Genomic DNA, 14884 nt, shown 5'->3' on the forward strand with positions numbered 1-14884 from the left:
GGATCGTTTAGCACGTCTATTTGTTTTGGGCTAAACAGGAGGAACCATCATGGCAGAAGAAACACAAACTCAGGAAGAAGTCAAGACAACTGAAGAGCCAACCACATATACGCAGGCTCAGCTTGACAGCGAGGCCGATAAGCGTGCAGCTAAGGCGCTGGAAACAGCCAAGGCGAAGTGGGAAGCAGAACAGGCTAAGGCGCTTGAGGACGCAAAGAGTGAAGGCGCGCGGCTTGCTAAGATGTCGGCCGATGAGAAAGCACAAGAACTGGAAAAACAACGTCAAGCAGCCTTAGACAAACGTGAGGCTGAACTCAATCAGCGCGAACTGTCCGCAAGCACGAAGTCGTTACTCGTTGATAAAGGACTGCCAACTGATTTTGCCGGTTCTCTGGTTGCGTTGGGTGACGCTGACAAGATTAAGGATGCTGTTGAGAACATTCAAAAGACAATTCAGGAAACGGTCAACAAGCAAGTTGAGGCCAAACTGCAAACCGACCCGCCTAAGAATGGTGCTTCTGCCCTTGATGGTGCTGATGATCCATTCAAGAAAATCATGGCACAATACAAAAAATAGGAGGTAGCTATCATGGCTACAGAAAACAACGATTTACCAGTACGTCTTTATCAGAAACAATTCATCGGTTTAATGCAAACCGTATTCGGTGTTCAAAGCACTTTCACTCCAACGTTCGGTGCGCTCCAAGCACTCGATGCTGTTCAAAACAATGCAATCGCATTCAGCGTTAAGGCAAATGACGTTCCGGTTGCTGTTGGCACTTACAACACTGACGCTGACGTGGCATTTGGTTCTGGCACAAGCAATTCCAATCGATTCGGGCCAATGAAAGAAATCGTCTACGGCGATATTGATGTTCCATATTCCTTTGGTTGGAGCTTTAATGAAGGCATCGATCAGTTAACTGTCAACACCGATTTGAACTCTGCTGTTGCTGATCGCCTTAATTTACAAGCACAAGCTAAGACGCGGATGTTCAACAGCAAGCTAGGCGCTTACTTAGTTGCTAGTGCTGCGGCTGACCTTGGTGCGGTTACTGATGTTAACAAGGTGTTCGAGGAAGCCTCCGAACGCTATACGGATCTCGAAGTCGTTGTTCCGGTACGTGCATACGTTACTGCTGAAGTATACAACGCAATCATTGACCACCAGTTGGTAACTACCTCAAAGGGTTCCGCCGTAAACATTGACGAAAACGGCATCATGCGTTTCCGCGACATCGTTGTTACCAAGACTCCTGCTCGTTACATGGCTGGTAAGGCCATCATCTTCTCGCCTGATAACATTGGCCGTGCGTTCACCGGTATCAATGTTGTTCGGACGATTCAATCAGAGAACTTCGCCGGTGTTGCTTTGCAAGGTGCTGGTAAGGCTGGCCAATGGATCAGCGATGACAACCGTCAAGCAATCTTCACTGCCGGGACGTCAGCAACGACCACCACATCCACTGTGGCACCGACTACCACTACTACCACTTCGCACGCTTAATTGATTTATCTAAGTCGCCTATCGAAATAGGACAGTACGGGTAACCGGGCGGCTGATAGGAGGACAACATGAAACTTATTTTATGCCAGCCCGCAATTCAGCGGTTTCAGTGGGAGCTTGAAGTCTGCCTAACGAATCTAAAGAGTGTCGGGTTCAGCATGGAAGACGTTGTTCTTCTGTTCACTGTGCACGACAGCGGCGTCTCTAAGGTGCTTGCTGACAAGTATGGCGTAGAAGTGCACACGTACACAGACAAACGCACAGACAAGCAATATATCCCATCTGTGAAACCTTGGCTTTGGTGGCAGTATCTAGCTGAAGACCAAGAACGTGAGAATGAGGACTATTTTTACTTTGATAGTGACGTCATTTTCCGTAAACGGCCAGACTTCCGAAAACTGAAAGTAAAGCCTGATCGCTGGTTATGTAGTAACACGCTCAGCTATATCAGTGTTGACTATATCAAGCAGTGCGAGAACGGTGAAGAGATTATTAAACGCATGGCTGATATTGTCGGAGTTACGTTGGATTCGCTTGAAACAATCAACCACAATTCTGGTGGTGCTCAGTGGCTCATTAGCCACCCCACCGCTGAATACTGGCGAAAGGTGTACGTAGACAGCAACCGACTATGGCGATACCTGCAAACGGTAGATAGCAACATTCAAAAATGGACCGCTGAAATGTGGTCACAGTTGTGGAACATGATGTACTTCAACATCGGGCCCGTCATCAGTGATGAGCTCGATTTTTGTTGGGCAACTGACCCAGTCAAACGATGGAGTGAAACCAAGATCATGCACAATGCTGGTGCCACGGTTGAAGACAAACGGCTGTTCTTCAAAGGCCAGTATGTAAACCGAACGCCATTTGATGATGATTTGAGTTTCGTTGATAAGTCGAAGTGCTCTTACAAGTACGCACAGGCAGTAAAGGCGGTGAGATGATGGAGATTTTAGACGGTGTAAAGCTACGCATTGGTTTGACCGATACAATGCAAGACAACTTGTTGAATGAGCTAATTGAGGACGCCACAGCGCGTGTACTGGCTTATATCAATCAAGATGGTGTGATCAACCGGACAGTGCCAAGCGCTGTTACATGGGTAATTAAGGACGTTGTGGTGAAGATGTACAACCGTATTGGTGATGAAGGCAAAGCTGCCAGCGGTGAGGGCAATGTGTCAAATACATGGGAAACCATTGATCTGTCTAAATATGCTGACGGCCTTGACGTTTATCGCGATTCATCGCAAAGCCGCCGACCGGGGATGAGGTTCGTATGAGATACAATAATCGAATCACCCTCATCAGAAAGGCGCCGCCAGCTAACCCGTTGCATGACAGGCCGACAGAGACACGTGAAACTGTAACTTGCCTAACAATCCCAATCACCAGCGCACAAGAACTATCTGTATACGGTCTGGTGAGCACTATGGCCTATGAGATCCACGTAAAGAATCCCACGTTACCTGTGAACGAAATCGAGATTGACGGTGTCAAATGGACAATCAACAAGACGTTCGTTAATCGCAAGTCAACCGTTTTTATCGTGTCTGGAGGTGTAAGCAATGGCTAATACCAACGTCACATGGTCAGGACTAGACAAGCTAATGGAAGAACTCGGCGCGAATGCTGGAGCAGCAATTGAAGCCGCAGATTCAGCGATGAAAACAACTACCGGCAAAGTACAAGCTCAAGCAAAACACATTGCACCTAAACGAACTGGGTTCATGGCAAACAATATCCTAGTTGAACCGGTCAAGAAAACAGCTACATCAGTCACTGGAACTGTTGATGCAAAAGCCGATTATTCTTCATTTGTTGAGTTTGGTACGTACAAAATGGCGGCAGAGCCATTCATCCGTCCTGCGGTTTCAGCAGCACAATCTTTTTTCATTAAAACCACAATGGACAATCTGAAGGAGGCGGCCGCATTCAAATGACACTCTCTGAATGGTACGAAGATGCGCAAGCTCAATTGACTGCTGACGGCCTCAATCCTGTATTCGTTCAGCCTGACGTTAAGAGCACATTACCGCTAGTTTTTGTTAATGTTCACGTTGATTCCGACATGTCATCTAAGACGGGGACACTATCGAGTGTTGGTCAGCAGGTCGACATTTACGACAGTATCGACACACCACCGGCTGAGTGGGAGGACTTCGTTCGCAAAGTTAAATGGTCGCTCAGCAAGGTGACACGGTGGCAATCACTGACGGCATCTAATTCAATCGACACAAGCATGGGCGATAGCACACCATTACGTCGCTGCATGCTTATCATTACTCTAGAAGGAGATTATTAAAATGGTAGAGATTAATAACGGTATCGAATTCGTGAAAGATACCCCATATCGTGGTAAAGACGTTTGGTACTTTATCCAGTCAACAGATCCTAAAGTAGCACCTATCGGCAGTCCTGCAATCTTGCCGGCTCACCAAGAATCTGGCGATACGAGCATCGAAGGTGATTCGCTTGATGAACAAACCAAGATGGGTCGTATCATTGCCGCATCCACTAACGAAGACAGCATTGAGCTGACAACGTACATGGTTCCTGGTGACAAATCACATGAAATCATCATTGACGCTAAGCATGAAGGCCGTCAGGTTAAGGTATGGCGCGTCATTGTTGACCCACGTCTGGCCGTTGTAGAAGGCGACCACAAAGCCTATCCTGCGATGTTTGGCTATGGTGTTGTTGACAGTGCCGACATCTCAGATGAAGACAGTTTCTCTGAAATTGACTTCACTTTGAACATCATCGGCAAACTGGCAGACAAGAACGAAGATGGCACACCGGGAACGTTCCCATTATCAGATGAACAGGTAGCAATGCTTGATCAACTTTATGCATTCGAACGCCCAGGCGAAAAGCAAGGCGAGTTTGCTGACGGCAGTGTTACTACAACCACTACCACTTCTCACGCTTAATTAGTCGCACACAGAGACGAGTAGGCTATGGCCGATCTGAGACGAAAATTCAGGAGGATATTCATGTTAGAAATTACGGTAAAAGATCAACCGGTAGAAGCAAAGTTCAATTTTCGTGCTTTGTTCCGTGCCAACAAGCTGTACAGCTCTGCTGATGGTGCCAACGATGGTGCAAGCTCAATCTGGCTGGCATTCGTGACTGATGATGATATGGCATTGTTCAAAGCGTTGCGTGTGTTGCTGCCAAAGTCATACACAGATGACGACATCATGGACGTACTCGACAAGGCCGAGGAAGATGGCAAGTCGCAGGAACTGTTCAAAGAAGTTGAGCAGGAGCTTCACGAATCCGGTTTTTTCAAACACGCAGCGACACGTTGGCTGAACTTGACCGAAAAATACGGGAAAGCATTGACGGACAAGAAGAACAAGACAGCCGAAGAAAAGATTCAGGAAGCGGCAACCAAGGATACCCTGGACGCAATGAAGAAGAGTCTCTCTTAACTGACTTTGCCCGTCATGGAATCTATGATCCCGATATGCCGTTCAGATTGTATTTGTGGGAAGCCCGTTCAATGTTGGAAGGGTCATTTTTGCGTGATGTTGACATGCGCCGTGATCTGATGGAACTTGCCGTCAACATTGCCAATATCCAGAATGCAAAGAACCCTAAGCGATCAGTGAAGACCGGATACAAGAATATTGATAAGGCCGAACAAAAGATACTCAAACGCAATGGTAATCGAGAAAGAAAGCCCGATGTCGAAATGATTAAAAAACTCAATGCCGCATTTGGAGGTGGTAGCTAATGGCAAACGTAGTCGCAACATTCACAGCAAACATTGCACCATTCCAAGCGGCAATGGGGAAACTAGCGACCTCAGTAAAAGCTGGCACGGATTCAGCATCGAATGCTGGCCAACGTGTCGGCAGTGCAATGACAAGTATCGGCAAGGCGTCCACTGTTGCTGGCTTAGCTGTTGGTGCTATGGCCGCTGGCGCAATCAAGAGTTACGGGACATTCCAAGAATCAATTAACAAGGCGGCTGTTATTGCTGGTTCTAGTAACAAGTCACTGAAGGGTGACATGAAGGATCTCGAAACAGAAGCACTTTCTTTGGGTAAAACGCTTCCTATTAGTGCTGAAGATGCCGGTAACGCGATGATTGAAATGGCTCGTAACGGTGCTTCAATCAAAGACTTAAAAGCTGAGTTTCCAGCTATTGCCAAGGCTTCTGCTGTCGCTGGTGCCGATTTAGCTGGTACTGCTACAACTGTCCAACAAGCCATGAATATCTGGGGCGGTGGCGCTAAAAATGCTGCTAAAGATTCAGCAATCCTAGCATTGAATGCCAACATGTCCAATGCCGAAGTCGAAGACATGGGACAAGCATTTGCCAACGTTGGTTCAACTGCTGCCACATTGGGAATTGGCATCAAAGACACGTCAACCGCAATCGGATTAATGAGCAATTCTGGATTAGGAGCTGCACAAGGTTCTCAAGACTTGGCTCATGCTTTAACACTAATGGCACGGCCGACTAAGGTGGCTGCTGGCGAAATGCAAGAGTTAGGGATCAAGTACACTGATGCTTCAGGTAAATTCAAGCCGTTCCCACAAATCCTTAAAGAAGTTGCAAAAGCAACTGATGGAATGAGTCAGTCTCAAAAGGTTGCAGCATTAACTAACTTATATGGTGCCGCCGGTGCTAAGGCAATGTTGCCGCTTTTGATCCAGACAGAGAAAAAAACTAAGAGTGGCAAGTCCGGTTGGGATGCTTACTCTGATTCCCTTGGCAAAGTTAGTGGCTCGGCAAAGTCCGCAAATAAATATCTGTCTGATAATGCAAACGACATGACTAAAAACGTCGGCCAGTCGCTGGATCAGATGAAAGACGCGTTCGATGCTGTTGTCAAAACTAGCATTGGTACAATTGCGCCACAAATTCAATCAGTGGCTAATGCCTTGGGAGACTTTGCGACTTGGCTTAACAAATCAAAAAGCCCAATGGCAAGTTTTGTTAAAGGGTTGATTGCTTGGTCTCCAGTAATTGCTGGTGTGCTTATTGTGTTCGGACTGTTTACAACTGGAATCGGCAAGCTTGTAACGGCAATTACAGCCCCAGTTAAAGCTATTAAAGCATTGAATGGTGCTTCATCTGGCATGTCTAAACCTATGAGTGCATCTGCTGGTCAGATTGCCGCAATGGGTGCAAAAGCGGCTGGCGCTGGCCTTGGAATTGGCTTAGCAGCAGCCGGATTTGCTGCACTTGCATTTGGTGTTGCAGCTTTGGCAAAGACCGGCACTGCTGGACTCGTGGCATTAGCAGCCATGACAGCTTCAATTGTTGTCATTCTTGGGGTTCTCAAACTTGTTGCACCTACATTGACCGCAAATGCAACTGGACTTCTAGCCATGGGTGCTGCGGTTTTGATGGCATCAGCCGGTATCGCTCTATTGGTTACCGCATTAACTAACTTCCAGAATGCTGGTGGTAATGCAACAACGCTTGTGCTGGCAATTGGTGTTGCCATTGCTGGCCTTGCGATTGTCTTCGCGGCTGTTGCTCCGGCCTTGACAGCCGGTTCTATCGGTATGTTGGCGTTTGGAGCGGCAGTCTTACTCGTCGGGGCAGGGATTGCATTAGCAACTGCTGGGCTTGCATTATTAGCTACTCAACTGCCGGTAATCGCAACCTATGGTACTTCGGCTGCTGTTGGTATTCTGGCATTAGGCGGAGCACTTATTGTATTCGGTGCTGGTGCGCTAATTGCCGGCGCCGGTGCTGTTGTGCTTGGGGCAGGGTTGGCCGTTGCCGCTGCTGCCATTGTGCTTGCGGGAGCAGCAACCGTTGTTCTAGCCGCTGGGGTTGCGATCCTAGCAGCTGGTATTGCATTAGCTGGCGCAGCTAGTCTGTTGCTCGGTGCTGGATTATCAATGGTAGCGGCATCCGGTGTTGCCGCTGGTGCGGCATTGCTTGTTGCTGCTGCTGCTGGTACTGCTAATGCGGTTGCTGATGCGGCTGGTGCAGTTGCCGCTCTGGCATACGGTGTTGCGTTGGTTGCTCTGGCTGCTGGTGGTGCCTTGGCTGGTGCCGCTCTCGTTGTTCTAGGTGCTGGTGGTGTTGCCGGAGGCGCAGGGCTTGTTGTTCTTGCTGCTGGCATCGCGCTTGTAGGCGGGGCAATAAAAATCCTTGCTTCTGGCTTGCGTAGCTTAGGTTCAGTTGTAAGTAGTATCTTCCACGGCATCGTTAGCACGATAAGCAGTGCAATGAGTAGTGCAAAAGGATTCGTAAGCAGCGGTATCCATGGCATTGCGGGGCTATTCAGCGGTGCTGGTGGTCTTCTAATTGGAGCTGGTCGAGCAATCATGGACGGCTTTTTGAATGGGTTGAAGGCTACATGGGGAGCTGTCAAGAATTTCGTTGGTGGCATCGCTTCTTGGATCAAAGCTCACAAAGGACCAATTCATTATGATGCTCGTCTCTTGATTCCCGCTGGTAATGCAATCATGGGTGGCTTGAATCAAGGACTGCAAAAGTCGTTCGGTGCTGTTCAAAAGACGGTTTCCGGTATGGCGAGCGACATTTCTGCCAACATGTCGGCAAATATCAGCAACTTTTCCATGGCTGGGACGCAATTCAGATCTGGAGATGTCACGCAGTCGATTGATGCAAGTGAACGAATCACGCCTAACATCATCGTCCAGAATAACGTTGATAAGAATGGCATTAACAGTATGGTCAAGGAAGCAGACGCTAATGACGCAGCCGTTAGCAGCTATTTTCGGCCAATTGGAGGGTAGTATATGGACTTACTTATAGAAAAGCTTGACGGTAGCCGGTACTACCTGAGCCAATATAAGGTGCTTGTCACTGACTTCGAGGAGTCCGCACCGTCAGTCACTCGAAACAGCAAGCAGCTCGATCAGCGAAACGGGAACATTGATTTTGGAGGTTGGCATACCGATAAAACAATCAACATCACCGGTTACTATCGTGCTGACGACATAGACGAGGAAGAAACGCTTCGTGAGAAGCTGTATGCGCTACTTTCTGACCCTGACGGGTATTACATCACCCAGCTCAAAACAACGCCAAGTGTGGCGATGGAAAGACCGGGTGAGACGTCTGGAGGATATTACGACAAGCTTGGCAACTATCCATCACATAAGCGGTTCCTTGTCTACACGGAAGCGCCTGAAATGGAGCTTGTCGGTAACGTCAATGGGACACTCTTGTATAAACTAACTGCTGAATTCAAGACGATGAAGTTACCTTACGGTGAAACACCACCGGCAGATATTGATGTTAGCATCAACGTTCCATACCGAGGGACGGTCCCATGTAATCAGCTCGAGCAAGGGTTCACTGTCCAATTCACTGCAACTGGTTCAGCATCTTCACTGTCGTTCAAAATAGATGACACTGAGCTGACATACAATGGTACTGTTGCCGCTGGTGACGTGTTTATGTTTAGCGGCTTTAGCTACACTCAAAACGGACTAAGTATCGTCAGCAAGACGAACAAGGCCTATTTTATTTTGCAGCCGGACAAGCCAAATAAAATCACTTGCAACGTGCATGGTACAGTCAAGATCCTTGGTTTCCAAAATCTATACGCATAGGAGGCGTGATTATTGATTACATTCACAGACGTTGAGAATAATGAATATCAAGCCCAGTGCGAGATTGAGAAAACCGATGCGGTGAATGGTGAGAAGTCATTATCTGGGACAATCTATTTTGGACAAGATGTTAAGGCAAACATCGCCAAAGGCTGGACGCTATCGTTCCTTGATGAGGACTATGTTGTTGTCACATACACGAAGAATGACAAAGATAATACCGTTACATTCAGCGCGGTTCAGGCGTTCTTTTACAAGCTGAGTAAGACTGCATTCTACGAAACATGGAACGGCTCGCACCCATTATCAAGTTATCTTGATGCTTTGTTTTCTGGCACTGGTTACACGTATGACAATACAGCCTCGGTTGCTGCTTTTGAAAAGCAGGATTGGGGCATGAGTGATCGTCTGTCACTGTTCAATGACATCATAGGCCAAGCAAACGTTGAGTTCTATGTTGATGGTAAGACGGTTCATGTCGTGCCAGCTATGGGGTCTGATCTTTCTACAATCGTTCGCAAAAAGTTTAATCTGGACACAGCAGAGATTCAGACCGATAACACAAGCTTTGCTACCTATGGCCGCGGATATGGTGCATACAGCAAACCAAACGACACCACAAGTAAGCGCCTGACAGTCGAGTATAAGTCCCCGTTGTATGACTACTATTATCCAAAGTTTGGCGCAATTGAAGCTGTTCCGGTTGCTGATGAGCGCTATACGGTTACTGACAACTTGCTTGCGGCTGTGAAAGAAAAAGTAGACAAGAGCTGGGCAATCTCACTCACCATAAATCTTGTTGATCTGCAATCTGTCGGCTATAAATATGCGATGGCAAACCCTGGCGATTACATCACAGTGATTGATGAGAGTCTTAATTTCAGTGATAAAGTCCGGATCATCAAAGTAACCAGCGATTACGATATTCGAGGCACACGAACAAAAACGGAGGTTGAATGCGGTAGCCTGTCATTCGCTGAACAGCAGAAGACATCACAATCAACTCTATCTAACGTAGCCGCTGGCAAGATTCCAGTTCCCAATGAATGGTTAACGTCGCAAGTGCAGTTAGCTACTAACAGCTTGCTTGATGCTAGAACGGAGCTTAACTTTACCGACCAGGGAATCATTGCGGTTGACAAGTCAGATGCGAACAAAGTCGTGATCCTAAACAGTGCTGGCGTTGGTGTATCAACAGATGGAGGCAAAACTTTCAAAAGCGCTATCACTGCTGATGGTGTCGTTGCTGACCGGCTATATGGAAATCTGATTAAAGGGATCACATTCGAAACAGCGGGTGAGAATGGCTCCAAAATTCGCATTGAGAATGGGGTAGCCAGTTTTTATAACGGGTCTAGTCTTATGGGCGACCTAGGTACAACCAAAAATGCTTCTACAGGGGCCCCCAATGGGGTTGCGCTGTTCAACTACCCTGGATATATTTTGAGCCTTAACCAAGCCGGTTCTGATGGCAAGAGCGTGCCTGTTTTTCAAATACCAGCTGAGTCAACGTCAAGCAACCCAGTATACAATCTATATGGTCGTCTTAAGAGTAGCTTGAAGTTTAACATCAGTACAGGCGCATGGATAACGAACAATGGCAAAATCGAATTATCGGCTGATGACACAAACAATCAATTCGAAGTTAATCCGAATGGTGCCGCAGTGTTAGGAAATTTCACGGTTTACAATGGTTCGAAAAACGCCGCTCAAGTAACACGAGACGGGATTAGGCTAACGCCAGCATACGAGCTGGCAGAAAACTATGTCGGCGATATTGGTGAGAGCAAAACGGGCGATAATAAAACGGTGCGAGTGGACGTTGATCCGCTCGTTTTTGATTTGATTAACACGGATAAGCCTTACCAAGTTTTCTTGACAGCTTACAGTGACGCGCAATTCTGGATTTCTGAACGTGGCAAGGATTACTTCATCGTTTCATCAAACAGCCCTGATTCATCGTTTGGGTGGGAACTCAAAGGTAAGCGCCGAGGATTTGAGGATCAGCGCCTCGTTGATACAAAAGACACCTATGAAGATTTGGAAAAAATGGAAGGATTGATACAAAATGGCAATCAGAACGTACAAAGTAACTCTTGATTCAAAGAATACCATCGCACCTGAGCCTGTATATTTGCGGCAAGGGGACAAAACCGGCGCCGTGGTGATTGATGCCACACTGATGGACAACGGCTCTCCGGTATCGCTTAGCGGACTTACACCAATGTTCAAAGCGGATACGGCTGACGGGCAGGCCGTAATCGCTGATAGCACCGGATTCACGGTGACTGATTCTGCCAATGGGAAGTTCACCTATCAAGTCCCCAACGCGTTATCGGCTATACCAGGTAAAATTACAACAGCCTATTTCAGCTTATCCGATGCTGATGGTTCGGAGTCAACATTTGACGTGGCTTTTATCATCAAGGCCGCCGTTGATATTAGTCAAGCACAGGCTGATGACTACATCACGATCATTGATGGCACACTCAACTCCCTTCAGAAAAAAATCGATGACATGAATATCGACATTAAAACTGTTTTGAATGCATATAATCAGGGAGATTTCTACAATAAATCCGAGACTGATAAAAAAGACGCGATCACCCTATCAAGTGCCGAGAAATACGCAGACTCGGGCGATGCTGATGCATTGCATAATGCCAAAGACTACACGGACAATTCGATTTCTGGGATTGTGGCGTTGCCTGAGACTTTCGCCAATTTAGCGGCGATTCAAGCTAAGTACCCAAACGGGAAAAATGGTTTGATGATAGCGGCTGACAATGGGCACAAGTATATTTGGGCAAATAACGTATGGACTGATGCAGGCATATATCAGAGCGTGGGGATTGCAGATGGCACGGTGACCAAAACTAAACTGAATGATGAACTTACTACAAACCTGTCAAATCTGAATAAAGGGATAGTAAATGAATCTATTATTGATGGGCTCGAAACTTTCTCTGGTTATATAAATGCATCCGGAGAAATTGTTCCAGGTGATGTTAATTATGTATACACGAATATGCTCGATGCCATTCCAGGTACGGTAATTGATTATAAATTACACGGTCAAAACATTGTCACGAGTATTTCATTTTTCGATGATGCAATGATCCCATTGTTATCGGTTGTGTTCGATCAAAGCAATTTACTTGTGTTGACAACAGGTACGGTTACCGCACCGAAAAGAACAAGGTACGTGCGGTATTGTTGGGCAAAATCAGCAGGTGATACATTATTTTCTGATAATATAATCACAACACCATTTGACACACTAAAACGCATCGCTGAAACAAACGTTACTTTAGACGAAAGGACACTATGGGCTACTAATTTATGTGAATCGCCAACAAGTATTGGTTATATCGGAACAAATGGGTTAGTAGTCAACACAACTGATACCAACTGGGTGTACACTGATTTCGAAGCAATTGACCCATCGTACGCTATTGCGTATAAAGTATACGGACACGAAAAAATTGGATCAATAAATTTTTATGACGAGAATAGGATTTTCATCAGCACAACATCTGCTATTAATACGCATACGCCAATCGCGTCAGATACTATTCCAATACCACTAACCGCCGCTTTCATCCGACTTTCATTCGCTTCACCCATCGCATATCCTGATAAAATAAGTAGTGCTGTCTATTATGTTGATGTGAAATCGGATTTGGATGTTGTGAAACAAAACGTTGCCGATTTACAATCCGTGCCATGTACGAAGTCACCTATGCCCCACATTGCACCTTATAAATTATATACCGTGTGTAATGATATTATCGCTTCGGCTAAAGGGCACAACCGAAACTACTCCGCAGCTATTTATCTTGACCATTTATTCAAAGGATTGACAAGCGAAAAACACATTCGGTTTGGGAACAACTCGGATAAAGTTGTGTTTAATGCCCCAATTGTTGTGACGGATTCAAATGAACTATCTCCTGCGGTTACCTATAATAGTGGTGTCAATGTATTGGAAACCACCAAGAGCGTAACAATCACAGGAAATGATATAGTGGATAGCAGTTTTAATGTTGTCCATGCGTCAACGCTTAATTCCGTGACTGCTAACGTAAAACCGAGAGTATTATGTATTGGTGATAGCATAACATACGCTGAATTGGCACAGATAAACGATGATAACCATCTTCAAAATTGGGCTTATCATTTGATTGCGAAAGAATTTTTCATGAAAGATCACATTGATGCTGGTTCGGGGCATGAATGTTTATTCTTAGGACAATTCAAAAAAACAAGAACCATGAATTATAAGGATGTGGAATATCCGGTAACTACGCATCACGAGGGCATTCGTGGGATCTCGTTATCCAGTTATCTTAACGGTGGAGTGGCTGCATTTAAGAGTGATACAACACTCAAATTCAGTATTGACGCTTGGCTTGCTAAATATCGGACAATGGACGACACAGGAACTCGATTGACATTAGGAAGCGGAACAGGATCATTAATCACATCGGGTAATTTAAATGAGATTGATGTATGTACACCAACGCATGTATTAATCATGTTGGGTGCAAATGGGGGTGGTACACTTGCTCAATACCAAGAGTTGGTGAATATCATCAAAACAGAGTACCCAAATATGATTATTGGTATCACGTTATCAGATGCAGCAGGGACTTTTTTCCCATCGTTACATCCTAATTTTAGCGAGAAAACGACAATATGGAACGATACCGGCGCACAAGGAAGCAGACATAACCAACAGTATGATCTTGTATCTATGCTACAAACTGAGTACGGAAATGCAACAAGCGAAGCAAACGGAATCTACTTCCTACCATTTTATTTTGTTCAACCTACCGCTGAAAGTGTATCAATGCGAAGGGTTGATTTACCTGATGCAAATATCGAATTGACAGCAGACAATTTATACAACGATGCTTATGGTTGGCACGCAAGTACCCATGTCAATGGTATTGGACACATTAACTGGGGGTATCAGTTGTATAGTTGGTTGAAATATACAATCGCAAAAGGCTTGTAGATGCAAACTGCGAAGTAGCGCTATTTAAAGTTTTAAGAAACTGCGCGGTAAAAGAAATTTAATATTAAACGTTGGCGGGTAAAGTCTTTAACAAGATTTCGATATTAAGAATGTAAGGTTTTCAGCTCCATTTATATTAATTAATATTGTAGGTATTGGCATGATGATGATTGGGGAAGTCTGTTTGTCGTAATCGGTATTTTTTAAAGGAAGTGAGAAAGTGTGGATTTTAAGAGTTGGTTAGACATTTTTGTAGAGTTGGGCGGTGGGGCTTTGTTTGGTTGGATTTTAAGCCAGTTTCAGACACATCGAAAACACGGAAAGGCGATTGATGCTGGGCTTGTCGGATTGCTTCATCACGAGGTTTACATGATGTGCAACCACCATATCGAAACCGGTTATATCAGCACTGATGACTTAGACGATTTAAACTACCTTTTCCGCAGTTACAAAGCGTTAGGCGGAAACGGAACGGGAGAAGCACTATACAACAAGGTTTTACAACTTAAAATTAAAAATTGAAAGGAAGGTTTAACATGAAGATTAATTGGAAAGTACGATTGCTGAGTGTCAAATTCTGGCTGGCTTTAGTTCCGGCTATTTTATTGCTTGCGCAAGCTGTGGCTGCGCCTTTTGGTTATAAGTGGGACTTCGCGAACCTGGGCACGCAACTGACCGGCATCGTCAATGCGGTATTCGCAGTGCTGTCAATTCTTGGTGTGGTCACTGACCCGACTACTGCCGGAGTGACTGACAGTGCCCAGGCACTGACTTACACCACACCTAAGAAGGAGG

General features: G+C 45.8%; 14 protein-coding genes and 1 pseudogene. All 15 read left to right on the forward strand.

Going from position 1 to position 14884, the window contains the following annotated elements; all coding sequences use genetic code 11:
• Positions 1-49: 49 nt before the first annotated feature.
• Positions 50-577: a DUF4355 domain-containing protein gene (locus FD01_RS07885; protein WP_056963584.1), complete on the forward strand. Its 528-nt coding sequence runs from the start codon at positions 50-52 to the stop codon at positions 575-577.
• 12 nt (positions 578-589) lie between these two features.
• Positions 590-1507 (forward strand): hypothetical protein, encoded by a 918-nt coding sequence (locus FD01_RS07890; RefSeq protein ID WP_056963586.1) that lies wholly within the window; start codon positions 590-592, stop codon positions 1505-1507.
• Between the two features lie 68 nt (positions 1508-1575).
• On the forward strand, positions 1576-2454 hold the full coding sequence (locus FD01_RS07895; RefSeq protein ID WP_056963587.1) for a hypothetical protein: 879 nt from the start codon (positions 1576-1578) through the stop codon (positions 2452-2454).
• Positions 2451-2792 carry a phage head-tail connector protein gene (locus tag FD01_RS07900; protein ID WP_054713879.1) on the forward strand — a complete coding sequence of 114 codons (342 nt, stop codon included), beginning with the start codon at positions 2451-2453 and terminating at the stop codon, positions 2790-2792. The genes FD01_RS07895 and FD01_RS07900 overlap by 4 nt, the downstream gene beginning before the upstream one ends.
• A gap of 285 nt (positions 2793-3077) precedes the next feature.
• Positions 3078-3452 carry an HK97-gp10 family putative phage morphogenesis protein gene (locus FD01_RS07910; protein WP_056963589.1) on the forward strand — a complete coding sequence of 125 codons (375 nt, stop codon included), beginning with the start codon at positions 3078-3080 and terminating at the stop codon, positions 3450-3452.
• Positions 3449-3814, forward strand: coding sequence for a hypothetical protein (locus FD01_RS07915; protein ID WP_054713875.1), 366 nt, complete (start codon positions 3449-3451; stop codon positions 3812-3814). The genes FD01_RS07910 and FD01_RS07915 overlap by 4 nt, the downstream gene beginning before the upstream one ends.
• Before the next feature lies 1 nt (position 3815).
• Positions 3816-4442 (forward strand): phage major tail protein, TP901-1 family, encoded by a 627-nt coding sequence (locus tag FD01_RS07920; protein ID WP_056963591.1) that lies wholly within the window; start codon positions 3816-3818, stop codon positions 4440-4442.
• A gap of 63 nt (positions 4443-4505) precedes the next feature.
• The gene (locus FD01_RS07925; protein ID WP_054713872.1) at positions 4506-4946 is read left to right on the forward strand and encodes a tail assembly chaperone; all 441 of its coding nucleotides are present in this window, start codon (positions 4506-4508) and stop codon (positions 4944-4946) included.
• A gap of 71 nt (positions 4947-5017) precedes the next feature.
• A complete protein-coding gene (locus FD01_RS07930; protein WP_056963592.1) occupies positions 5018-5251 on the forward strand; it encodes a hypothetical protein in 234 nt (77 codons plus the stop codon).
• Positions 5251-8247 carry a phage tail tape measure protein gene (locus tag FD01_RS07935; RefSeq protein WP_056963594.1) on the forward strand — a complete coding sequence of 999 codons (2997 nt, stop codon included), beginning with the start codon at positions 5251-5253 and terminating at the stop codon, positions 8245-8247. The genes FD01_RS07930 and FD01_RS07935 overlap by 1 nt, the downstream gene beginning before the upstream one ends.
• A gap of 3 nt (positions 8248-8250) precedes the next feature.
• Positions 8251-9069 carry a phage tail domain-containing protein gene (locus FD01_RS07940; protein ID WP_054713870.1) on the forward strand — a complete coding sequence of 273 codons (819 nt, stop codon included), beginning with the start codon at positions 8251-8253 and terminating at the stop codon, positions 9067-9069.
• Between the two features lie 12 nt (positions 9070-9081).
• Positions 9082-11169, forward strand: a complete 2088-nt coding sequence (locus FD01_RS07945; protein ID WP_056963596.1) for a phage tail protein — start codon at positions 9082-9084, stop codon at positions 11167-11169.
• Positions 11138-14089: a BppU family phage baseplate upper protein gene (locus tag FD01_RS07950; RefSeq protein WP_056963598.1), complete on the forward strand. Its 2952-nt coding sequence runs from the start codon at positions 11138-11140 to the stop codon at positions 14087-14089. Before FD01_RS07945 ends, FD01_RS07950 begins: the two co-directional genes overlap by 32 nt.
• A gap of 246 nt (positions 14090-14335) precedes the next feature.
• The gene (locus FD01_RS07955) at positions 14336-14611 is read left to right on the forward strand and encodes a hypothetical protein (RefSeq protein ID WP_054714090.1); all 276 of its coding nucleotides are present in this window, start codon (positions 14336-14338) and stop codon (positions 14609-14611) included.
• A 14-nt stretch (positions 14612-14625) separates the two neighbouring features.
• Positions 14626-14865 (forward strand): annotated as a pseudogene (locus FD01_RS07960) (phage holin); the annotation flags it as partial.
• Positions 14866-14884 lie beyond the last annotated feature (19 nt).

Origin of the sequence: Lacticaseibacillus manihotivorans DSM 13343 = JCM 12514 (genome assembly GCF_001435035.1) — a bacterium.
Classification (GTDB): Bacteria; Bacillota; Bacilli; order Lactobacillales; family Lactobacillaceae; genus Lacticaseibacillus; species Lacticaseibacillus manihotivorans.